The organism is Capilliphycus salinus ALCB114379, assembly GCF_047276495.1.
Lineage (GTDB): Bacteria > Cyanobacteriota > Cyanobacteriia > Cyanobacteriales > Microcoleaceae > Capilliphycus > Capilliphycus salinus.
Window position 1 is genome coordinate 7,580,680 of record NZ_CP178543.1, and the last position, 23,633, is coordinate 7,604,312.

Sequence of the window (23,633 nt, forward strand, 5' to 3'; positions counted from 1 at the left end):
AGATTTAGGATTTATGATTTTGACGAAAACTGACAGAACATTCCGGGGGTAAAATTTCTCGTTCCACACCCCAACCTCTGACAATTAATTGCAGTGAATCATTACTTCTTTCAGTTTCATAATCAGAACCCAAAAAGATTTTTTTGATCAAATTCATCCAAAACATGATAGACTCCCTGATAAAGTGAACAGAAAATAACGAAATTTAGCGGTAATATTAAGCGGTAACGGGGGCTTCTATTCCCGGCATTCCGACAAATCCGGGCAAGTTTTTAATTTGTTCAATCCACCGCAAAACATGAGAATATTGGCTTAATTCAATGTGACCATCTGGGGCTAAAGCAACATAAGGAAATGCGGCAATATCGGCAACGGTTGGCCGTTCAAATTCTAACCAAGTTCGTTGGCTCAAATGATCGTTTAAAAGTTGTAGAATAAAATGGGATTTTTGAGTGGCTCGTTCAATGTTAATACTATGAGTGCCAAACACATAATATAACCGAGCATTTTCGGGTCCTTGACGAATTTCTCCGGCTGTTGTTGATAGCCAACGCACAACCCGACTCATGGCTTCTGCATCCGTTGGAAACCAGTCTTCTCCCCCATATTTACGGGCTAAATAAACTAAAATGGCTTGAGCGTCTTGAAATACTGTTTCGCCATCAATTAAGACAGGAACTTGACCAAAAGGATTGATTTTTAAAAACTCGGGTTGTTTGTGTTCTCCGTTCATCATGTCAAGCTGAATAAATTCAGAGTCTAGATGCAACAGAGACAAAAACAAACGCACTTTATAAGTATTTCCAGACAGTTCGTGACCGTAGAGTTTAAACATTGTGACTTTCCTTGTGAGTTTCAATGGGTTCTAAGCTGTGGGATTATTCTTTGAGAAAAGTTAATCAAACAGCATTTTCATTGAGTCCGTCGGTCAGTTGTAGCCTGTTCTATTCAAACCCGATTATAAAACTAAACGGACTCAGAGAAAAGCATAAAATTGTAAATCCATTCACTCCTTAACCTCAGTCAAGTTTGTATAATTTCTTAAAAATTGTTAACGATTCTTGACTGAATGAAAGAGTTTGTTTCTTTTTGCGGCCTGTTGAACGGGTATTTTTGTTGTAATATCTCCGGTTGATTAATCGATGTTATGGGGTGGGGCGGGTTTATGTAAATCTTTGAGTAGTTATAAAGATGTTGGCGGAACCCGCCCCTAAGCTTGGGATTATTGATTAGTCGGAGATCATGTTACTTACCTACTAGTAGGTAGTTAACAGTTCAAAAAAATTATTGTTCGTCAAGCAATTCTGCAAAAAGCGGTTGAATCATCTGTTCAAAAGCGGAGATGCTGTCCTCAGAAAGACGGGAAAAAAGCTGTGCGCCCTGAAAGGTTGCTAAAATTCGTTTGGCTTCCATTTCATAGGGGGATTTACAGTGAAAAACTCCCGCCTGACAACCTCTTTCTAACACACCCGCTAACCAAGTTTCATTGTCCGAGAAAAAGCGTTTAATCTCATCTCGAACCGTTTCCGGTAAAACCGCCCAGTCAGAGGTTAACATTCCACACAAACATAATTTTTCTTGCGATAAACCCTCTCGATAAAGGTTGGCAAACAGTCTCAATTGTTGTTTGGGGGAATCACTTTTTTGTTCGATTTGTTGGCGAATCCGGTTAAAGATTTCTCGATAACGTTTCACCAATTCTCGAACTAAATCGTCTTTCGAGGGAAAATGATAATGAATGCTAGCTTTGCGAATCTTGACTTGCTCGGAGATATCGGCATAACTAAAGGCATTATACCCTCGGTTCTGCACGAGTTCTTGAGCAATATCTAAGATTTGTTCGGCGGTGTTTCCTTTCATGTTCTTATTATCTACCAATCAGTAGATAAATGTCAAGATATATTTTTTGAGGTTCAGCAAAATTTACCAACGGACAACCACCTTCCCCACAGCCTGACCGGACTCGGCGTGTTGATGGGCGGCTGCAATGTCATCAATAGTAAAGGTTTTGGCATCCAACAGGGGGCGAACTTTACCCACTTCCACAAGTTCAGCTAATTTTGATAAAATTTCACCATGATAGGCGCGACCCCGATTAAACAACATCGGAATCAGCATAAAAACTAAATGCAACGTTAAACCTTTGGCATGAAGCAGGGTTAAATCTTGTTGAGAAAGAGCAAGAATAGAAACAACGATACCATTGAGTTTGGCGGCTTTAAACGCATTTTGTAAATTATCATCGCCCACCGTATCAAACACCACATCAAACCCTTGTCCGTCCGTGTGTTCAGCAACAAACTCCTCGACCGTTTTCTGACGATAATTAATGGTAAAATCAGCCCCCAAATTCTCAGCAATTTTCGCTTTTTCGGGACTCGAAATCAAACCATAAACCGTCGCCCCCGCAGCTTTGGCCAGTTGGACGCCGATATGTCCGACGCCGCCAGTGGCGCCATAAACTAACACCTTTTGTCCCGGTTGAATTTTGGCCCTATCCATTAACCCTTCCCAAGCGGTGATGGAAACCAGGGGTAATGCAGCCGCCTCAGTCATCGTTAAAGCGGGGGGTTTGGGGGCGACTAAACTCGCATCCGCCAGCATAAACTCCGCCAAAGCGCCTGCGGTTCCCTTGACCCCACCCGCACAAGCATAAACCGCATCGCCGACTTGAAACTGGGTGACGCCTTCGCCAACCGCTTCAATAATTCCGGCGACATCTCCATGTAAAACTGCGGGAAATTCGGGGGCGATATCGGCAATTATTCCCTGGCGTATTTTATAATCTACGGGGTTAATGCTGGTTGCAGCGACCCGAATTAAAACATGATTGGGGATAACATTGGGAAGGGGTAATTCGGCGGTTTTAAAAACGTTTGGGCTGCCAAATTCTTCGATAACAATTGCTTTCATGGTGGGTTAAATCGTTGACAAAATTTTAGTTGAATCGGGAGTGAAAGAATAGAAGGCAAAAGGCAAAATTTTTGTAGGGGCGGGTTCTGCCTAAATCTATATTACCCAAAAATAACTTACATAAACCCGCCCCCTCCCAACACCTAACTTCTGACGACTGACATCACGACTTCTTCTGGCACCGGGGCGGGTTTATATCAGTTGTCTGTGGGTAACAGACATCATTACAGAACCCGCCCCTACAGTTGAAACCTAATACAGTTTAAATGTATAACTGCTTCAAACTGTTAGGATTAACCTTTGTTTTTCCCGACTCTTTGCTTGTAACTCCAGACGGTATTTTGTAATAACATTGCCACCGTCATCGGCCCTACACCACCGGGAACCGGGCTAATATAATCAACCAAAGGTTCTACCCCTTCAAAATCAACATCTCCAACAATAATAGAGCGCCCTTCGTAGTCGGTAATGCGGTTAATTCCCACATCCACAACCACAGCGCCCGGTTTGACCATTTGAGGAGTAATTAATTTGGGATAACCTGCGGCGACGATTAAAATCTCGGCTTCACAGGTTAATTTCGCTAAATCTTTGGTTTTAATATGAGCAATAGAAACGGTACTTTCGGCTTCTAATAACATCAACGCCATCGGTTTTCCGACTAAAATACTGGCGCCAACCACCACCGCATCTTTACCCGTTACTTCTATCTCGTATTCTCGCAAAAGTTGCATCACTCCCGCAGGCGTACAACTGCGAAGACCCGCTTCTCCGCGTACCAGTCGGCCCATATTGACCGGATGAAGTCCGTCTACATCTTTATCGGGAGAAATCTCATATAATAGCGGAATAGCGTTCAAATGAGGAGGTAAAGGAAGCTGAAGTAATATGCCATCCACTTCGGGGTTATCGTTGAGTGAATGAATGACTTCGGTGAGTTCCGTTTGAGAGATATTTGTGGGAAAATGTTTACCAAAAGAGGCAATTCCCACCTGTTCACACGCCCGTTCTTTATTGCGAACATAAACCGCACTGGCGGGGTTTTCTCCTACCATTAATACTGCTAGTCCGGGCGGACGTCCGGCTTGGGGTTGTAGGGATTGAATTTCTTCCTGTAGCTGTGTTCTAATTTTTTGAGCGAGCGCTTTACCATCTAATATGTTAGCCATAATAATTGTAGGGTTAAGAGGACATCATTCACCAAAATTGACAAAAACTTATTTTTTTGGTTTTTTCGGAACAAAAGCCATACTACTTACCGTCTGGGTAGAAAGAGTTAGATATCATAACTCCTTGCTGATAGTTACAGGTGAGATGGGGTCAATGCAAACGCCCCAACTCACCTCTATTTGTTCAGATTCGATGGCGGTCGCGATTAAAAAATGGACGATCCCAGCGTTAATCTAAAATTAGTTTAAAACGATTTGTCACCGATCGCCTAAAATTTTACAGGATAATTTGTGTGCGATGACTACTACAATGAAGCCTAAATTTCTGCGGGCGTTTCCCCTCGTGATGTTATTGACTCTGACACCGTTGTTGTTTGGCTGCGAGAAGTTGGCGACTTCAACGGCTAAACTCAGTCTGAATGTCACTCCCATTGAAAACCTCGAAAAACGCAAAGCCGACGCCAAGATTTACGTTAAAGGGACCGTAGAAAGTCACGCGCCCTTCGTTGGTGCCGGCGCCTATCAACTTCAGGATAACACGGGTGAAGTTTGGGTTTTTACCACCGAGAGTTTACCTCCGTTGGGACAAGAAATGCTGATTCGGGGTAAAGTAAGTTATGAGAGTATTACGCTTAAAGAATTACAAGGAGAAAATATTGGGGGCGTTTATCTCGAAGAAGTTGAACGCATTCAAGAACCTTCTCCCCCGCCGGAAAATGGTCAGGAAAAATCCATTCCCGCCCCAACTCCCGAGTCTGAAAACATTGTTGATGAACAAGAATGACGAACTCACCTATTCAGGTTTCTTTGGCTATCCTCTACAGCGAGGGTCGATTTTTGATGCAATTACGAGATGATATTCCCGGTATTGTTTATCCGGGGGTTTGGGGTTTATTTGGGGGTCATATTGAACCCGAGGAAACTCCAGAAATTGCAGTCAAACGAGAAATAATCGAAGAAATTGGTTATGAAATCTCTGAAATTTCATCCTTTAACTGTTACCCGGATAAAAACGTGATTCGTCATGTTTTTTACGCCCCTTTAAACGTCGATATCAGTCAATTAGTTCTTAACGAAGGATGGGATATGGGATTACTCAGCCCCGAAGAAATTCGTCAAGGTCAAGCCTATTCTGAAAAAGCCGGAATGGTCAGAAGTATCGGTCGTCCCCATCAAAACATTTTACTTAATTTTATCGAACAAAAACCAGAAATCCTCAACTTTAAAAAAACCCAATAAACCCATCCGTTTCCAAGCATCATCAACCCAAAAAACCAACTGGTAACGGATTAAATTGGGGTTGAGATAATCAAAATAACCCTAAGATTAAAACGGATAGATAATCTCAACCCACCCACAGTTACCCCATCCGTTTCCAAGCATCATCAACCCAAAAAAACCCAACCCAAAGCCATCCGTTACCAACAAGCCCATCCATTACAACTAATATCCTACAATGGGAACGCTTCCATCATCGGGTAAATATAAACGGGGGTTAACCGGTATTCCTTCGTAATTATGAATTTCAAAATGGAGATGAATTGAATATCCTCCGCCATCAATTTCTAACCCTTCCGAACCGAAACCCGAACCGCCCCGAATTGCTATTAACTGACCAATTTCTATCTCTTGATTCAGTTCAACTAAAATAGATTGTAAATGTAAATAGACGTGTTTCCAACCATCGGGGCGAGTAATTTCTATCATTCGGCCATTGACATCACTGGTATCTCTTTTTACATAAGTGACCGTTCCGTGACTGGCCGCACAACATTCGTCCGGGGTATAGCCGCCAATGTCAACCCCCGCGTGTAAACGTCCTCGGGAGTAACCAAACTCGGTTCTCGACCCCATACTGGTTCCTTTCATCGGCCAGATCCAACCCAAAGATGTATCAATTTTATCACGGTTTGAGGCAACATTTGAGTCGGGTTGACCGCTTTTTTCGGGGTTATTTTCATCAACAATTTCTACATGGTCGCAGAATACATACCAAAGATTGTAATTCCGAGGTAAAGGTTTGATAAAGACTATTTTAAAATGATTACTTTCGGCTAAATTATAAGTTTCAATCTCAAATTCTGTCCCCGCATAAGCCGATATTTTTCTGTTGTAAGCAATCAGATGGGATTGCAGGGGTCTATCTTTAAAAACGGTATTTTGAACAATTTTGAGTTTCATGGGATGCGAATGAAATTAAGACAAGAAAGGACTTAGAGTAGATAAACAGGGTCAACTAAAATATTATCAATGGATAATTGATAATTGATCATTAATTAATGAGGTTTAAGACCTCTCCTTTCAACGAGAAAAAATAAAAATTATTTCCTCTCTATCAATCCTATACATAATGATCGAGGTAATTATCCATTATCCATTATCCATTATCCATTATCCATTATTTCCTCTCTATCAATCCTATACATAATGATCGAGGTAATTATCCATTATCCATTATTAATTATCAATTATTGAACACCTTAAGGGTGAGATTCGTTGAAAAAACGGGATTGAATGGGCTTGAGATTCAAATACTGAGTTAAAGTAAACCCATCTACACCCAATTGAGTTTGATCTTTTTCCGCTTCAATTCCGGCTTGGGCGTGCCACCAAACAGCCGTTTTTACGATAGAATCGAGGGGGGTTTGATTGAGGACAACTGCGGCTAATAATCCGCCTAATAAACCGGTTAAAACATCCCCTGTTCCTCCTCTCGCTAGCGCCGGGGTACTTTCCGGATTAATCCAAACGGTTTCCCCGGTTCCGATACAAACCCTCGCCCCTTTTAACACTACAATACTTCCGCTTTGTTGGGCGGCTTTTTTAGTCACTAAAATGCGATTTTTCAACTCCTCGCCCAATTCGGGAAATAACCGTTTAAACTCGCCCGGATGGGGAGTAATAATCGTAGCGGCTTGTCGTTGAGAGAGGGTAGAAATAGGGTCAAGTTGGGCTAAAATATTTAAACCATCCGCATCTAAAACTAAAGGTTGGGAACATTCTAAAATCATTTGAACCAGCGATGTAGCCGACTGGGTTAAACCGGGACCGCAGGCGATCGCATCAAATTGATCTAAACTAAAATGGGAGGGAAAATCTAAAATGGCGCCGTCTTCTGTTTCGGGACAACCAACAATTAAAGCCTCGGGAAGTTGGGTACTTAATAAAGGTTTTATGGAGTTGGGAACCGCAATAGAAAGCATTCCCACACCCGACGCCCTCGCCCCCAAACCGGCTAAAATTGCCGCTCCGGTATAGCGATGAGAACCGGCTACAATCAGTAAATTACCATTCTTATATTTATGAGAAGTTAAAGAACGAGGAATCGGTAAATCCGCCATTGCAATTTCAGGAGTAATTCGGCGAAATTCGGGTGTTTTCCCTAAAATTTCCTCAATATCAGCCAGAGGAATATCAAAGTCAATCAGTTCAACTTTTCCTAAATACTCCAACGCCGATTCTTGCAAACAGGCAAATTTCCACAACCCCAAACAAAAGGTGTAAGTTGCCTTAATAGCAGTTCCCAAAACTTCTCCCGTATCCGTATGAATTCCCGACGGTAAATCAATACTAAAAACCCGCTTTTTCCAACTATTAATCACATTCACCCCTTCGGCTAATTCATCCGTTATCGGACGTTCCAAACCAAAGCCAAACATCCCGTCAATAATCACATCGCAGTTTTGCAAAGATTCTATATTTTCCTCTATCAAAATCCCCAAACTTGTGATATACTGAAAATGGGATTCTGCGAGTTCTTTTCGTTTAGAAAACGGACAACAAACAATTACAGAATATCCTAAAAAATGCAATTCCCGAGCCACAACTAACGCATCTCCCCCGTTATGACCCGGGCCGACTAAAACCCCAATAGAATTAATCGGAATTGACTCGATTTTGCTGAGAATTCGTTGGGTAATTCGTCCGGCGACTTTTTCCATTAGTGCGGCGACAGGCATTCCTGCATCAAACAGACGAGTTTCTATCGCCTGCATTTGTTGCGCCGTGACCACAAACTGTTGAATTTCGGTTCGATTTTTACGGTTAAACATAATTAAATAGTGGGTTGGGTTCAGGTACAAAACCCATCTTTGAAAAACTTCGTTTATCCCATTTTACAACTCGTCGGTTGGGTTGAGGTCGGAAACCCAACTTTGAATAATTCTGATTGGGTTTCACTGGGTTCAATTCAACCTACATACTACTTACCAAAATAAACCTGAGCGCCGGGAATTCCCGCATCGATAAAATAATCTTCCCATTCTTCAGCAAGATTCTGATTAGCAAAGGGTCCAACCGCAACAAAAGGGTCAACCGCCAAGTCTTGAACAATCACACTTTCTGCTGGCGCACCCAAAGCAACGACATCATTAGCGACAATATTTATATCAGCCGGTTGAGTTGGAATTAACACAAAATAACGCTCGGTTTCTGACAACCCATAACCGTCAGGATTCTCAGGAGTAGAAGTAATTGGCGTTGTTGGAACTTCCGGTTGAATCGCCACCCACAGCAGGAAATCTGGCAGATTTTGAATTACTTCCGCAGGAATTCCCCGCAAAGCCAACTCATCAGTCAAAAGTTGAGCATTTCCGTAATTAATAAAACTTCCCGCTTGAATCATCAATTTTCCCCGATATTGTTTCACCTCGGCATTCTGCGCCACTTTCAACACTTCAAATAACGCCGCATCATTCACACTCACAAACACCTGATATAAACCCAAACTTCCCTCGGGAAAAACATAAATTGGCGGCACATTTGTTTCAATCGGTTTTTCTTCCTCGCTCGGTAAAGGAATAACAGGAGGAACGGCGTTAATAGCACCTGTAAATTCTTGTCCATCTTCAAAAGTTGTAATTTCCGCTTCTACCCCGTAATCCTGCAAATCTTCAACCAATCTTTCCGCGTCACTTTCTCTAAAATAAATCCCCACATCAATAATTCTACGATTTTTGTAGCGGCGAATCACGGCGCCGGGTTGAACCTGTTGAACCACTTCCAACAAAAAGGGACTATCGCTGTTAACATATACTCCATAGCGTTCTTGTGCTAAAACCGCTGAAATGGGCGTGAAACTCGCTCCAAACAGCAGTAAAATCGCCGTTAGCGGGGTTCGCAATCTCCGTTGAATCCACCCTTTGTAGTTGTTATGTATTATCATAGAAGTTACAGACATTTTCGGGTCCTCCAGCAATGAGCGTATTAATGCCATCATTAAAAACAGAAGTAAATCTAAACTAGCAGGTTATTATCCCTTAATCCCATGAAAAAAGTTGTTGTCGGTTTATCCGGAGGAGTTGACAGTTCAGCCACCGCAGCCATTCTGCACCACCAAGGCTATGAAGTGGTCGGGTTAACGCTATGGTTAATGAAAGGAAAAGGTCAGTGCTGTTCCGAAGGAATGGTGGATGCGGCGTTTATCTGCGAACAGTTGGGCGTTCCCCATCATATTGTTGACAGTCGAGATTTGTTTCAAACCAATATAGTTGATTATTTGGTTGAAGGCTACAGCGCCGGAATTACTCCGTTACCCTGTTCTCAATGCAATAAAGCCGTAAAATTCGGCCCGATGTTGCGTTATGCAAAGGAAGAATTGGGAATTGATTTGATTGCGACCGGTCATTATGCGAGAATTCGGTATGATGAAAAAAATGACCGCTATCAACTGTTAAGGGCGGTTGACCGCAGCAAAGACCAATCCTATTTTTTGTACGATTTAACTCAAGATTTGTTGGCGGGTTCTGTGTTTCCGTTGGGGGAAGTTCTCAAAAGCGAAACCCGACGTATTGCGGCGGAATACAATTTGAAAACCGCAGAAAAACCGGAAAGTCAAGACCTGTGTTTGGTGGAAGCGAACGGTTCGATGCGGGCGTTTTTGGATAAATATATCACGGGTCAAAAAGGCGATATTGTCGATGAAAATGGTAAAGTTTTGGGTCAACATGAGGGGATTCATCACTACACCATCGGACAACGAAAAGGCTTGGGAATTGCCGCACCAAACCCATTATATGTGATTGGAATTGATGCCGGACGAAATCAGGTCATCGTTGGCGATCGCGAAAATGCTACTCAAACCGAGTGTACCATTAAACGGGTAAATTGGGTATCCATTCTCCGCCCAAATTCTCCCGTTCGTGGGGAAGTGCAAATTCGTTATCGCAGCAAACCTCAACCCGTTACCGTTGTTCCGTTGGAGTCGGGAGAAGATGAACAGGTTAAGCTGATTTTTGATGAACCCATCTTCGGAATTACACCGGGTCAAGCAGCCGTGTGGTACGACGGAGAAATGGTGTTAGGCGGCGGAATTATTTGCGGTTAATACCTCTCCCTAAATCCTTCTCCAATCCCCCCTTAATCCCCCCTTAAAAAGGGCAGGGCCGTTTCATTCTAACAAAATCCAAAGCCTAGACCACCTGTTATTAAGCCATCTTTGACCCTCTGTAATTGACACAAAGCCTAAAAGTCTAAAAAGATTAATTGCAATAGTTTGAAGAATCGATAAATTCGTTCGTGCTTGAAAGTGAGCTATAGAAGAATCATCTTCTTTGAAGATCACATCCTTGACCCAATGCAAGCGATTTTCAATTTGCCAATGACCTTTTATTTTTTCAGAAAAATAATCGGCTTTTTCCCAAACGCTACTGATGTAGTAAGCGACTTGATGATAGTCCTTTTTACCTCTTTTACCCCATCTTTCAACTCGGATTAAGCTTTTAATTTCATACCAACTAGATTTCAGGGAATCTATACTCTTGAAGACAGCTACTTGGCGTTGAATTTGGCGACCATGACTTTTATCTTGCTCTATCTTGATACTCAAAGGCTCTTGATTGTGGGCGACAGACTCTAGAGCTTGATACAATTTTTTTTGATTCTTTTTGACGGTGATTAAGTAGTGATTTTTTGATTCAATAATTTTTTTAACGGTTTGCTTTTGGCAGTGCAAAGCATCCAGAGTAAATACTTGATTCTTCAGGGGAAAATCTTCGATGATTTCTTGGACTTGCTTAATTTCTGAACAGCGTTTGTTCTCAAAGCAATTTAATCCCAATACAACTTGATATTCTTGACTGTACAAGGAAACAAATGAAACAAAGTTTTGATGAGAGTTGCCAAAATTGTCTACAGTGCTGCCTAAGCTTTTGCCATCAATACAGACCCAATCCCTCAAATCATCAGATTCACATAGACTACTAGACCATTGATTAAAAATGTCCTGAAGATTTGACCAGTCTACTCCCATCAGAACTCGTCTTATGGTTGATGAAGATGGAACTTTTGGGGATGAAATCTTAAATTTTTTAACAATTAGCTGTTGATTGGCTTTGGCAAAATCTCCCATCGCTCTATACCCTAAGTATCCCTGCATCGCTGCCAAAATTACTATCAATAGCACCAACCATAATGGATGCCTTCTGCCCTGGCGGCGGCGAAAGTCCTTGACTTTTTTAAGTTCTTTAATTAGACTATCCATAGATAAAATTTAAGAAAAAACTGGCGATTGCTATCATTTTACATCCGGCGCGATCGCCAGTTTTATTGTTCAATTCCCGCCTTTAAGAATCAGAGTGGAACAAGCCGTTTGAGTCAGGCGATCGCTATGTTTTTCTAAGATTTTAGGTGTTCTGAAGAAAAAAGGGGTGAAACTGCTTCCAATTTTAGCTCCTCGCGATCGCAAAATTTTAGAATGAAACAGCCCTGCCTTAAAAAGGGGGGTGAGGCGAGGGACTGTTAAAACCTCTCCCTAAATCCCTCTCCAATCCCCCCTTAATCCCCCCTTAAAAAGGGGGGTGAGGCGAGGGACTGTTAAAAACCTCTCCCTAAATCCCTCTCCAATCCCCCCTTAATCCCCCCTTAAAAAGGGGGGTGAGGCGAGGGACTGTTAAAAACCTCTCCCTAAATCCCTCTCCAATCCCCCCTTAATCCCCCCTTAAAAAGGGGGGTGAGGCGAGGGACTGTTAAAAACCTCTCCCTAAATCCCTCTCCAATCCCCCCTTAATCCCCCCTTAAAAAGGGGGGTGAGGCGAGGGACTTTGTTTTAAATTTGGCGATCGCATTTTAAAGATTTTCAGCAATAGTCAGTTCATAGTAAAGTTTACCGAACATTCATAATGTCGATGCCACTAATAATGATTGATATAAATATTTGGTTTTATTCCTGTTCAAGCTGAGAAACTAAAGACTGAATGAATTCATCATCACTCAATTCATCGGTTTTATTTTTTTGGATAACTTTGATTAAAAATCCGATTAAGTTTTTCCAAACTGTTTGAGTATTGGGGTGGTTTTCACCTACAGTTTTTACCAACATCGACAAGGCTTGCCGATACAGGCGTTCGGCTTCGCTGTAGCGTCCCTGAGACTTGTAAAGTTCGGCGAGGTTGTTCAAGCTGGAGATAACTTCGGGATGGTCGCCTGAAAATAGCCGTTGTCTCATTTCTAAGGCTTGCTGATAGAGGGGTTCAGCCTCGCTGTAGCGTCCTTGGGAGTGATAAAGTTCGGCGAGGTTGTTGAAGCTGGTGGCAACATATGGATGGTCGCCATCAAATAGCCGTTTTCTGATTTCTAAGGCTTGCTGATAGAGGGGTTCAGCTTCTCCGTAGCGTCCTTGGGAGTAATAAAGGTAGGCGAGGTTGTTCAAGCTGGTGGCAACATATGGATGGTCGCCATCAAATAGCCGTTTTCTGATTTCTAAGGCTTGCTGATAGAGGGGTTCAGCTTCTCCGTAGCGTCCTTGGGAGTAATAAAGGTAGGCGAGGTTGTTCAAGCTGGAGACAACATCGGGATGGTCGCCATCAAACAGCCGTTGATACATAGCTAAAGCTTGTTGATACAGGGGTTCGGCTTCACTGTAGCGTCCTTGGTGGTTGTACCAAAAGGCTAAGTTATTTAAGTTTTGTGCAATATAGGAATGATCTCCTTGAAATAGGCGTTGTGTCATGGATAAGACTTGTTTCAACAAAGCTTCGGCTTCCTTGTAACGTCCTTGCAAGCTATAAAGCAAGGCTAAGTTATTCAGGCTAGTGGCTACATCAAGATTTTCGTCTCCTAAACGGCTTTTTGTCATCTCTAGACCTTTCTTCAGCCAAAATTCAGCTTGAGAATACAATGTCTGACCTTGATAAAACCAAGCTAAACGAGTAAATGGTGTAAGTAAATCTTCATCAGACAACAACTCAGCAAAAGAGTTAGCAAACTCTTCAATATGTTTAATAGCGGGTTCTATCTGTTGGACTTGTTCGGTGGTGATATGTAGACGAATTTGACGAACAATTGAAACCATTGTCGTAACAAAGGCTTGTTTGATTACAGTTGCGTCTTCCCGTTTCTCTAGTTTGTTGCGGAAAAACTCTCGCAGAAGTCGATAGAGACAATAGGTTTGCTGTTCGGTTTGTTGGAGGAGATTGAGTTCTACTAACTTGCATCTACCATCCTTAATATTTTCGAGATCAAATTCGTCTCCTTGCCAATCTTGATAAACCTTTTCAACTAAGTTCCAGGAAATTTCATCGGGAGAAAACAGAGACAACAAACAAGCTAACTGTTGAGTTTCTGGCTGTTGTTTCAACTGTTCCCAACTCAATTCAAATGCTGCTACATTGGGTTCTGTTATTGGTGATAAATCTGAATAGTTATCAAGTTCTTGGTTAATTTGTTGGGCGAGGGTTTGAACCTGCTGGCTAAATTCTAGATCTCTATTCATCGCCGTTTCCAGAAATGCTGCAACAGCTTGAATGTCTATGTCTGACTCCAAACCCTGTTCAAGTTGTTGGAAAGCCTTTTCAACTTGATCTTTTCCTCGTACCTTCTGCCCAATGAGTTGACGCAAATCATTGAGTTTCTGTAATCCCCCTTCTGTTAGCTTTTCTGAATTTTTTTCAATGGACTTGCTGAAGGCAAGGGTAAGAATAGCAGCGGCAGTCAGAGGTTTCATCGGTTGTTGTAGAAAAAGGTTGATTGATGGTTTTTATTATAGAATTTTGTACTCAAAATCGACAACTAAAAAAGGGTAATTCATAAATTACCCCTACTGCATAACTATAAACGGTTATCAACCCTTCTTTTGCAAACAGTTAAACCATGCGTCCTTCGGCAAAACCAAACTGAACGTAATGTTGAGTTGCGGCACCCAAATCGTTCCCAAAGAAAGCCTGTAAATCAGCATTATTATTGAGATAACTCACCGGACTAAAAGAATCGGTTGAACGACCTTCGGCAATCCCAAAACGAACATAATGTTCCGTTGCAAACTCGGGATTAAAACCAAATACGGTAATTAAATCCTGATTTGATGCTAAATATCTCACCTCATCAAACGTATCTACAGGTCTATTTTCATTCATCCCAAACTGTAAATAATGTTGGTTCGCCGCCGCCAAATCAAACCCAAATACCCCCGCCAAATCAAGATTAGATGCCAAATATTGGGCGGGGTCAAAAACAAAATCCCCCGTTAACGGGTCTAAAACCGCAAGACCTTGTAAATTTAAGTTCGCATCATCGCCAATCATTCCCACGTTTGTCGCGGTACCCGTTGCCAAATCAACCGTGTACAACATAGAATTAGAAGCGGCAAAAGCGGTATTACTTCCATTCGGAGAAGAAGCAATATCAAAACCGCCCAAAGTATCAAAATCAAGCCCCAATTCTCCCACCGTGACTAAAATCCCGTCATTGGGTGGATTTTGCAAAACCAGGGTATTTAACAGCGTATCGATGTTATAAAGCTGTGTCGAAGTCGTTCCCGCAAAGGAATTGGTATAAGCAGAAGCGGTAACATTGGGATTAATACCCGCATTCACATCGCCCTGGGCGAAGGCTAACGTCCCGTCAACGATAACCGCACCGGTATCAACATTTATGCGAAAATCTTGGTCGTTATCTCCAACCAACCGCAAACGGTCGGCAGCCGGGTTAAAATCAAAACCGGAGATGGTACCGCCTTCAAAGGGTTGAGATAGGGTACTCGCCAAGGTAGCCACCCCACTGCTTGGGTCGATGGTGTAGAGATTGTTGGCGGTTGTCAAGCCGTAGATTAAACCGTTGGCGGGTCGGGTATCAATCCCCAGTAACGTTCCCTCAATCCCTGTAACTGCTATGGTTGTTACCTGTCCCGGATTGCTTGAATTAAAAATCAAAAGGGTATTGTTATCAGTTAAGGCTGCTAAATTTTCCATTTTAATCCTTTATCGAATTCTGTTGTAGTACATCCCTGGTTCGACTGTGAAGCTGTTTAAGTTTTGTATAGTCTAGCTTAACTTTTGTATAGTTTAACTTAATTTTATTACTTTAGATAGATATTGCTTGACAAAATAAAACTTTTATGAGTTTTTTCAACATTGATAATACACTCCTGGGCGGGTTCATGTAGGTTGTCTGTGGAAAAACAGTAATTTGGGAACGCGCCCCTACACTGTTGACTGTTGTTCACCCCAATAATAGAATTAACTAATGGGAGATCATATAAAAAAATCCCCCCCGTTTTATGGGAGGGAAATTGTACAGAAAATTCCGGTTATTTCTGAGGAATATTCGGGGCGGTAAATGACAACAAGTTTTGATTTTGTTGTGCAATAGGAGGATTATCTCCTAACGTCGGTACCGACTGACGAATTAAAGCGGTTAATTGCGTTGTAGTGGAATCATAGATTTGCGTGACAATCTTCGGATACAACCCAATTCCAATAATTGGCACCAACAAACAAGCAATTACAAACACTTCGCGAGGTTCAGCATCCACCAATTTTTCGTGAGAGGTTAACGCTTTGTTTTCCGGACCGTAGAGAATTTCTCGCAACATTGACAGCAGATAAATGGGCGTTAAAATTACCCCAATAGCCGCCAAGAATACGACCAAGACTTTAAACGTAGGGCTGTAAGCATCGCTGGTAGAAATGCCAATAAACACCATTACTTCTGCGACAAAGCCACTCATTCCCGGTAACGCCAACGACGCCATTGAACAGGCGGTCCACATGGCGAAAACCTTCTTCATTTTTAACCCGACACCGCCCATTTCATCTAACATTAAAGTATGGGTGCGGTCGTAGGTACAACCTACGAGAAAGAACAAACTCGCCCCAATTAACCCATGAGAAATCATTTGCAGCATCGCACCGCTTAACCCAATTTCGGTAAAGGATGCCATCCCAATTAAAACAAAACCCATGTGGGAAATTGAAGAATAGGCAATTTTTCGCTTCAGGTTTCGTTGGGCGAAAGACGTGAGGGCGGCGTAGATAATATTCACAACCCCCAATATAATTAAAATGGGTGCAAACGTCGCGTGGGCGTCGGGTAACATTCCCACGTTCATCCGTAGTAACGCATAACCGCCCATTTTCAGCAGAATACCCGCCAGCAACATATGGGCGGGGGCGGTAGCCTCTCCGTGTGCGTCGGGTAGCCAGGTGTGAAGGGGGAAAATGGGTAGTTTTACGCCGTAGGCAATCAGAAAGCCACCATACAGCAGTAATTCTAGTCTAATCGGAAAATCCTTGGCGGCGATCGCGGACATATCAAACGTTACAGTATCGCCGTAGAATGCCATCGTTAAGGCGCCAACCAGGATAAACAGCGAACCCCCTGCGGTGTAGAGGATAAACTTGGTTGCGGCGTACTGGCGCTTTTTCCCGCCCCAAATGGCTAAAATCAGGTAAACGGGTACCAGTTCAAGTTCCCAGGCTAGGAAGAACAGTAACATATCCTGAACGGCGAATACAGCTATTTGTCCGCCGTACATCGCCAGCATCAGGAAATAAAATAGCTTGGGTTTGAACGTCACCGGCCAGGCCGCTAAAATTGCCAGGGTGGTGATAAACCCGGTCAGCAAAATTAGGGGCATTGCCAGACCGTCGGCGCCGACAGACCAGTTTAAGTCCAGTTGCGGCACCCAGGCGTAGCGTTCAAACAGTTGTAAGCCCGACTTGTTGAAGTCGTACTCGGTACAAAAAGCATAGACAATAATAGCAAAGTCTATTAACCCAATCACCAAAGCATACCAGCGTACCGTGCGGCCGTCTTTGTCAGGAATAAACGGCACCAGCAACGCGGCGACAATGGGAAATAGAATAGTGGTGGTTAACCAGGGAAACTGTTCGAGATTCATGTCTGATGATACAATCAGTGCTAAGTTATTATAGATCCGCAAAATTTGAGTGATACCGCCTATACTTCACCTTTTCTTTAGACTTTAAACCGATTTTGTCCAAAGTTGAGGAATCGGATCTTGTTCTAAGATAGATAATCCAGGAGGCTGTTGTTCAATAAACGGCCATAACTGTACAATTTCTGTAAATTCTGGATCTTTTAGACACAACATTTCAACTTCCAATAACTTCTGGATTTTAGTTCTTTCTAATACAAATACTAATCCATCGAAAGGTGCAACATCTATGGTAATACCATTGCAACGTGTTTCCCAAAAATTAAATTTATAGCGAGTTGCATATTTCTTCCATCTTAAGCCAGTTGGTCTTTGATTATCTGATTTTAAAATACTGCTGACTTTTCCAGATAACCCTCTAAGACCTAAAACTGGATACTTGAGATAAACTGTAGGCAAAGAAGAATTATTGTAATATCAAGTCCGGTTGAATACCCATCAGAAAAGTGTGGGGTGATCGGGAGATTTTGACTAACAGATAATCTTGACTTTGTTTAGGGTTTCAATCCAAACCCTCGCACCACAACTGAGCGGATTATCGGGACGATAGACGACACGACATCCTCCCGGTATTTCTATAGTATCCCCATAAGTATTAGTCTGACCCTTTTTAACCGTAATTACTGGAAGTTGTTGCTGTTGTTTTTGATTTTGTCGAATTCTATGAGAGTTAACGTGAATAATGGTTTGAGCGGGCAATCTTGGATTGCGCCAACGGGGAGCGGGGCCTCTTGTACCTCGCTTAATAATGGGTTTGCCGTTAAAGAGGGGAATTAGCCACATCTTCCCGGTTTTATAGGCATCTTTGACTCGGCCTGCGCTCAGGAGAACTCGCAGTCGAGCGGTAGAGATTTTTAAAATCTGGGCTGCTTCTGTAGTACCGACTATCATTGGACTATTTTGGGACTATTTGGGAATCGCAATAGTTTTGACAACTGTATAACTCAATTATAAATGATCGGCCGATCAATAGTCAATGCTCTGGCTATTCGGTGTTCGGAGTAGCGCGGTTCGGAGTAGCGCCTGTTCACTGTCGGTGGTACTGGCGCAGCTCGTGCGGTGAGAGAGCGCGCAGGTCGGGGTCTCCCCAAGTGAGCGACTGGCTATCCCGTTGGGTCTTGGTGGTTTCCATCAAGGAGCGCTTGCCTTGCGGCTCGGCGGAGCTGAGTGGGCATTGCGTCCCACTTGACGGTTGAGTAGGGACAGAACCTGTACTTTTGGCTAGGTAAAAAACTGAACCATAGTTTGTTTCGGGGATCATTCTCGCTCCGATATAGTTGACATCGTAGGAAAGGGTCTGATGCTAACTAATGGAGAACTGTTATTCATCCTAATTAAAGTTCGGGGATTCCCCGAAGTGAAATCACTTCCCCCACCGCTCAAATTCAATGGTGAAAGCGAATTCCGGGTTTTGATTTTTAATGGGCTTGGGTGAAGTTCATCTTGATATTCTCAAGTCAACAGCGTTAGAAAAACTAAAAATTCAAGTAGAGGTTTGTAATATGAATTTAGATTTTGAACAGCTTCAAACATCCCATCAAGAATTGATTCGTCAATATGCAATTTTAATCACTGATATTTCAAGCACTCCTCACCGACCTTTTAACACTTTGAAAAAATACGTGTTTACAACATTCCGTGAAACCAAAGACTCTCTCAAAAGTTTGCATCAAAGCCCAATATTGGGCGGAGTCTCATCAATTTTTTTACAAAGTCCTATCGTCTTATTCTATGTATCAAATATGGTTTTTTTTTATTGGCACATTTCTAGTTTCAAACATTCCATATTTAAGCAAATTCCTTACTGGAGTAGCTGTTCATTCCCATATCAAGTCCAGGCTTGAACAAATCAAAGATGGTTACAGTATTTTATATTCTCGAAATCCTACCGAGCAGGATAAAACAAAAGATTGGATTAATAAGTCGATTGAAGAATGTAAAAATTTATCTTCTGCTATTAAATTTACTAGTTCCCAGATAATTAATATACTTAGATTACTGGTTTTTTCTGCTCCTATTATAGCCTTTATTAACAAAAATGTTTGGAGTAATTTTCTGGCTGATCATCCTTTTTTGGATTTTATTATTGTTAGTTTTGTATTGAGTCTATTTGGTATTTTGTTTTTTCCATTTGTTGATAAGCGCTTTATTTTTATCGGAAAGGACATTTACGGTTTAGAAAATAATTTATTTAACCAAATGAGTTTAACCAAAAAGAAAGAATTCTCTTGGGATTTATTAATATTAGCACTTGTTTCAATTTCTATTTTATATTCGAGTTTTAGGATTAATGCTCTATTGGAATACCTTGAGATTCCTGCTCTATTTCCACAACTGAACTATACCGATATAGTTTTTTCTGTATTAATAAATTCGCCTGCATTCATAACATTGTTTGTAGCTCGTAAACGACGTTAGTTATCCGAGGATAAAACTTTAAAGGGTGTTGCATTATTGAAGCAACCATTTAACAGTTAACCACAAAAATTTACCTGCAAGGAAATTCAAAAGGGAAATAGGTATTTTTTAGAACAGTCTAAATTATCCCCTATTCCCTTTTGGGTTGTTAACCTAACTAACTCCCGAGAACACCACAAAACCCAATACAGCCCCAAACACAATTAAGGCGTAAAATTGGGCGCGACCATTCTCAAAATACTTCAACCCTTCGCCAGATAACAGCGTGACCAAACCCGTAAGGTTAACGGCACCATCAACCACACGGAAATCAACTTCCATCACCTGACGGGCGAGACGGCGCAGACCTTGAACAAACAAGAAATCATTCAAGTCGTCAAGATACCATTTATTGAGAGAAAAGTTGTACAATGGCTTGATTTTCTCAGCGATCGCTTTCGGATCGATTTTATGGCTGAGATACATCAACGAAGCAATGGTAATCCCAATTAAAGCAATACCCACCGAATTTCCCGCCATAATCAGAAATTCAGTTAAATCAAATTCTGCCGCTTTTTCGAGAATTTGCGCTTCCGTTTCGCTGGGGGCGTGAATAAACTCCTCAAAATAATTTGCAAACGGAGTCCCCAACAACCCAATCAACATCGACGGCACCGCCAACGTCATCAACGGAATCGTCATCGCCCAAGGCGACTCGTGGGGGGAATCGCTGTGATGACCGTGACCGTGATCATCGTGACCGTGTTCCTCGGTTTCGGCGACCAACTCTTGAGGATTCATCGCACCGGGGCCAAAAGCATAATTGGGGCCGTTGGCTTCGGCTAACAGTTGTTGTTTAATCGTGGCATCATTGCCCCGGAAACCGCCTTCAAACGTGCTGAAGTACATCCGGAACATATAAAACGCCGTCATCCCCGCAGTTAACCAACCGACAACCCACAGGGCGGGATTGGCTTCAAAGGCATTACCCAAAATTTCATCTTTGGACCAGAATCCAGCAAAAGGAGGAATTCCACAAATTGCCAAAGTTCCGATCAAGAAACAAGCCGACGTAATGGGCATATATTTGCGGAGTCCGCCCATTAACCGCATATCCTGGGCTAAAACCGGGTCGTGTCCGACAACGGCTTCCATACCGTGAATAACCGAACCGGAACACAGGAACAACATCGCTTTAAAATAAGCGTGAGTCATCAGGTGAAACAGTCCGGCGCTGTAGGCACCCACGCCCATCGCCATCACCATGTAACCGAGTTGGGAGATGGTGGAATAGGCGAGACCTTTTTTGATGTCGTTTTGGGTTAGGGCAATAGTTGCACCCAGAAACGCCGTAAAACAGCCCGTCCAGGCGATCACATTCATCACAATGGGCAACCCTTCAAACACCGGATACATCCGGGCGATCAGGAATACCCCCGCAGCAACCATTGTCGCCGCGTGAATTAAAGCCGAAATCGGCGTCGGGCCTTCCATTGCGTCCGGTAGCCAGACGTGAAGGGGGAATTGGGCGGATTTGGCAACCGGGCCTAAAAATACCAAAATTGCAAATAGACTGGCTAAGGCAACGCTTAAACCGCCCGTTTCGACGAGATTTTCTAAGCGTTCACCCATCAAGTCGAAGTCAAAGGTGTTGGTGGCCCAAAATAAACCCAACATCCCCAATAACAAGCCAAAGTCACCGACACGGTTGGTTACAAAGGCTTTTTGGCAGGCGTCGGCGGCCGGTTTGCGATCGTACCAAAATCCGATCAGCAGGTAGGAACACATCCCCACCAGTTCCCAGAAGATGTAAACCTGGACTAAGTTCGGACAGATCACCAAGCCGAGCATTGAGGAGCTAAATAGGCTCAAGTACGCATAAAAACGCACATATCCCGGATCGTGAGCCATGTAACCATCGGTGTAAACCATCACCAAAAAGGCTACAGTGGTAACGATCGCTAACATGACCGAGGCGAGATGGTCAATGGTGTAGCCCATGCTGATGGTAAAATCACCTGCGGCTGCCCACTCGATCATGTGGGTGTAGGGTTCGTGGCCGTTGATTTGACTCCAGAGTATCGCAAAAGACATCACCATCGATCCTCCTAGCAGGGAGACGATGAAGACTGAACTTGCCGATCTGAGGCTGTTGGTGGCTCGACTGAATGAGATTAAGCCGATCCCCACAAACGTCGCCCCAAGTAAGGGCAATACTGGAATCAACCAAGCGTATTGATAGAGCAGTTCCATAAGATCTAGGGACTTTATCCTTCTTCACGAAGTTGTCAAAACTGTTGATAATTTTGACATAGACTTTCCCATTTCAGCTTAATGATCAACCTTTTTACAGACTATGAACTACACCCGCTCTAAACAGAGGGGAGCTTTTGACGCTTCTTTGCCCACATTTGCTTCATGCTTCCGCAGTCAGTAGGGATGTGCGACTCTGCGTCTTGCATAGGCTTGTTCCAAACCCCTCGCCCAAGTCAAACAAACTTGAGCGGCATTAACGTCTCGATCTTCGACATGAGCGCAATGAGAGCAATGATGAATCCTGTCAGCTAGCGTCTTGGGCGTTAACTCCCAGCAATTATTACAGCGTTGCGTTGGTTTCAATTGTTGGGTTGGAGCCTCCAAAAATACTCCACCCGCTTCGATAACTTTGTACTTAATTGATTCTCGAAGCATACCTATCGCAACGTCCAACAAATTGCGGTTTAATCCTGACTTCTGACGCTTTCTCTTGCTCCCCTTCTTCGCCTTTCTAGTCATACCTTTGATGTTTAGTTTCTCAGTAGCAACCAAGCTATTACCGCCAACCATTTGTGCCGCTACCTTGTGCGTCCAATCCTGTCTTTGATTGGCAACTTTACGCTTAACCTTGTTGATTTGAGCCTGACATTTCTTCCAGCGCCGAGAAGCTTTAACCTTGCGTTTTTCGGGTTTCCGTTTGCGCCTCAATCTCTTTGAAAGTTGTGTAACTTTCTCCTGAGATTGCTTTAGAAACTTGGGCGATTCTATTAACTCCCCGTCACTGGTGGCAATGGCAACTTTAGAGCCAAAATCTAACCCAATTGCACCAATGCCAGTTTGCCTACCCGGACAGCATTCAACGGTTATGGACGCATACCATTTATTGCTTCTCCAAAAGATGGTACAGGTTTTAGGAATCCCCCAAGTTCTCGCCTTACCCCGAATTTGCAAGATGATACCCAAGTCCCGAAGATTTAGATATCCGTTTACTCCGTTATTGGTGGTTATTCTCCAACTCTGTTTATTGGGGTAGTCCCACCCAGAGTATCGGCGAGAGGACTTAAATTTTGGGTATTTACCCAACCCTTTGAAAAAACGTTTAAACGCAAAATCAACCCTCTTTAAAGTTGCTTGCAAGGTCTGCGAACCGAGTTTTTTGTACTCATCCCAAACCTCTTTAAACTCAGGGAGTGAGTTCTGCTGTTCAAAATAATCAACGGAATGGTTAAACTTCTGGTATTGTGTCTTTCTATTGGCAACCGCAGCATTATATAGACAGCAGTGCATTCGTCTCGCCCAATGTAACTGGGTTTCTTGCTGACGTGTTGGGTAAAGTCTGTAAGTAATTCTACGTGTTACCATCTTAGGTATTATAGCATTTAAGATTGGCGTAAAGTTAGCCGGAGAAACTTTCAATGAACAAAGAGATTAATCTTGATGTTGAAACCATCGATCGCATTGTCGAAATGGCTTGGGAAGATCGAACTCCTTTTAATGCGATCGAAATCCAATTTGGTTTGAAAGAAAAAGATGTAATTGCGTTAATGCGACGAGAAATGAAACCCTCAAGCTTTAGGATGTGGCGAAAGCGAGTCAGCGGACGCAGTACAAAACATCTCGCCAAACGAGACTTTGAGAAAGGTCGCTTTAAATCCTACAATCAAAAAACATAAGCGGTAGGGGCGGGTTTTGAACAGTGACCAGTTATCAGTGATCAGTTATCAGTG

General features: G+C 42.8%; 21 protein-coding genes. 5 read left to right on the plus strand and 16 right to left on the minus strand.

The features are described 5' to 3' along the window. Positions 1-4: 4 nt before the first annotated feature. The 5 genes from ACL6C3_RS30895 to folD form a co-directional block, all read right to left on the minus strand. Positions 5-166 carry a hypothetical protein gene (locus ACL6C3_RS30895; protein WP_413164005.1) on the minus strand — a complete coding sequence of 54 codons (162 nt, stop codon included), beginning with the start codon at positions 164-166 and terminating at the stop codon, positions 5-7. Between the two features lie 51 nt (positions 167-217). Beyond that, positions 218-835 carry a glutathione S-transferase family protein gene (locus ACL6C3_RS30900; protein ID WP_413164006.1) on the minus strand — a complete coding sequence of 206 codons (618 nt, stop codon included), beginning with the start codon at positions 833-835 and terminating at the stop codon, positions 218-220. Positions 836-1,284: 449 nt separating this feature from the next. After that, positions 1,285-1,860: a TetR/AcrR family transcriptional regulator gene (locus ACL6C3_RS30905; RefSeq protein WP_413164007.1), complete on the minus strand. Its 576-nt coding sequence runs from the start codon at positions 1,858-1,860 to the stop codon at positions 1,285-1,287. Positions 1,861-1,923: 63 nt separating this feature from the next. Further along, on the minus strand, positions 1,924-2,913 hold the full coding sequence (locus tag ACL6C3_RS30910) for a zinc-dependent alcohol dehydrogenase family protein (RefSeq protein WP_413164008.1): 990 nt from the start codon (positions 2,911-2,913) through the stop codon (positions 1,924-1,926). A 293-nt stretch (positions 2,914-3,206) separates the two neighbouring features. Then, positions 3,207-4,082: a bifunctional methylenetetrahydrofolate dehydrogenase/methenyltetrahydrofolate cyclohydrolase FolD gene (gene folD / locus ACL6C3_RS30915; RefSeq protein ID WP_413164010.1), complete on the minus strand. Its 876-nt coding sequence runs from the start codon at positions 4,080-4,082 to the stop codon at positions 3,207-3,209. Positions 4,083-4,392: 310 nt separating this feature from the next. Between folD and ACL6C3_RS30920 the strand changes: the two genes are divergently transcribed. Next, complete coding sequence (locus ACL6C3_RS30920) at positions 4,393-4,866, plus strand: hypothetical protein (RefSeq protein ID WP_413164012.1); 474 nt, start codon at positions 4,393-4,395, stop codon at positions 4,864-4,866. Next, complete coding sequence (locus ACL6C3_RS30925) at positions 4,863-5,321, plus strand: NUDIX hydrolase (protein ID WP_413164014.1); 459 nt, start codon at positions 4,863-4,865, stop codon at positions 5,319-5,321. The genes ACL6C3_RS30920 and ACL6C3_RS30925 overlap by 4 nt, the downstream gene beginning before the upstream one ends. A gap of 204 nt (positions 5,322-5,525) precedes the next feature. Here the strand turns inward: ACL6C3_RS30925 and ACL6C3_RS30930 are convergent, their stop codons facing one another. From ACL6C3_RS30930 to ACL6C3_RS30940, 3 genes are all read right to left on the minus strand, one after another. Further along, on the minus strand, positions 5,526-6,263 hold the full coding sequence (locus tag ACL6C3_RS30930) for a M23 family metallopeptidase (protein WP_413164015.1): 738 nt from the start codon (positions 6,261-6,263) through the stop codon (positions 5,526-5,528). A 299-nt stretch (positions 6,264-6,562) separates the two neighbouring features. Further along, positions 6,563-8,134 carry an NAD(P)H-hydrate dehydratase gene (locus tag ACL6C3_RS30935; protein ID WP_413164016.1) on the minus strand — a complete coding sequence of 524 codons (1,572 nt, stop codon included), beginning with the start codon at positions 8,132-8,134 and terminating at the stop codon, positions 6,563-6,565. A 149-nt stretch (positions 8,135-8,283) separates the two neighbouring features. Continuing rightward, positions 8,284-9,261, minus strand: coding sequence for a hypothetical protein (locus ACL6C3_RS30940; protein WP_413164018.1), 978 nt, complete (start codon positions 9,259-9,261; stop codon positions 8,284-8,286). A gap of 87 nt (positions 9,262-9,348) precedes the next feature. On the opposite strand from ACL6C3_RS30940, the gene mnmA reads away from it, so the two are divergent. Beyond that, positions 9,349-10,407, plus strand: coding sequence for a tRNA 2-thiouridine(34) synthase MnmA (mnmA, locus tag ACL6C3_RS30945; protein ID WP_413164020.1), 1,059 nt, complete (start codon positions 9,349-9,351; stop codon positions 10,405-10,407). Positions 10,408-10,470: 63 nt separating this feature from the next. On the opposite strand, the gene ACL6C3_RS30950 is transcribed toward mnmA, so the two are convergent. From ACL6C3_RS30950 to ACL6C3_RS30975, 6 genes are all read right to left on the minus strand, one after another. After that, complete coding sequence (locus ACL6C3_RS30950) at positions 10,471-11,562, minus strand: ISAs1 family transposase (RefSeq protein WP_413160293.1); 1,092 nt, start codon at positions 11,560-11,562, stop codon at positions 10,471-10,473. Between the two features lie 678 nt (positions 11,563-12,240). Next, positions 12,241-14,022, minus strand: coding sequence for a tetratricopeptide repeat protein (locus ACL6C3_RS30955; RefSeq protein WP_413164021.1), 1,782 nt, complete (start codon positions 14,020-14,022; stop codon positions 12,241-12,243). A gap of 139 nt (positions 14,023-14,161) precedes the next feature. Further along, entirely contained in the window at positions 14,162-15,265 is a 1,104-nt protein-coding gene (locus ACL6C3_RS30960; protein WP_413164022.1) for a DUF4394 domain-containing protein, read from the minus strand. A gap of 338 nt (positions 15,266-15,603) precedes the next feature. Continuing rightward, complete coding sequence (locus ACL6C3_RS30965; protein ID WP_413164024.1) at positions 15,604-17,196, minus strand: NAD(P)H-quinone oxidoreductase subunit 4; 1,593 nt, start codon at positions 17,194-17,196, stop codon at positions 15,604-15,606. Positions 17,197-17,280: 84 nt separating this feature from the next. Next, positions 17,281-17,652, minus strand: coding sequence for a hypothetical protein (locus ACL6C3_RS30970; RefSeq protein ID WP_413164025.1), 372 nt, complete (start codon positions 17,650-17,652; stop codon positions 17,281-17,283). 72 nt (positions 17,653-17,724) lie between these two features. Then, entirely contained in the window at positions 17,725-18,144 is a 420-nt protein-coding gene (locus tag ACL6C3_RS30975; protein ID WP_413164027.1) for a DNA-binding protein, read from the minus strand. An 840-nt stretch (positions 18,145-18,984) separates the two neighbouring features. Here ACL6C3_RS30975 and ACL6C3_RS30980 point away from each other — a divergent pair. Further along, entirely contained in the window at positions 18,985-19,671 is a 687-nt protein-coding gene (locus tag ACL6C3_RS30980) for a hypothetical protein (RefSeq protein ID WP_413164028.1), read from the plus strand. 153 nt (positions 19,672-19,824) lie between these two features. On the opposite strand, the gene ACL6C3_RS30985 is transcribed toward ACL6C3_RS30980, so the two are convergent. After that, positions 19,825-21,903, minus strand: coding sequence for an NAD(P)H-quinone oxidoreductase subunit 5 (locus tag ACL6C3_RS30985; protein ID WP_413164030.1), 2,079 nt, complete (start codon positions 21,901-21,903; stop codon positions 19,825-19,827). A gap of 177 nt (positions 21,904-22,080) precedes the next feature. Beyond that, positions 22,081-23,322 (minus strand): RNA-guided endonuclease InsQ/TnpB family protein, encoded by a 1,242-nt coding sequence (locus ACL6C3_RS30990; RefSeq protein WP_413164032.1) that lies wholly within the window; start codon positions 23,320-23,322, stop codon positions 22,081-22,083. Here ACL6C3_RS30990 and ACL6C3_RS30995 point away from each other — a divergent pair. Continuing rightward, complete coding sequence (locus tag ACL6C3_RS30995; RefSeq protein ID WP_413164033.1) at positions 23,322-23,579, plus strand: TIGR03643 family protein; 258 nt, start codon at positions 23,322-23,324, stop codon at positions 23,577-23,579. The two genes, ACL6C3_RS30990 and ACL6C3_RS30995, sit on opposite strands and share 1 nt — an antisense overlap. The last annotated feature ends 54 nt before the right edge of the window (positions 23,580-23,633 follow it).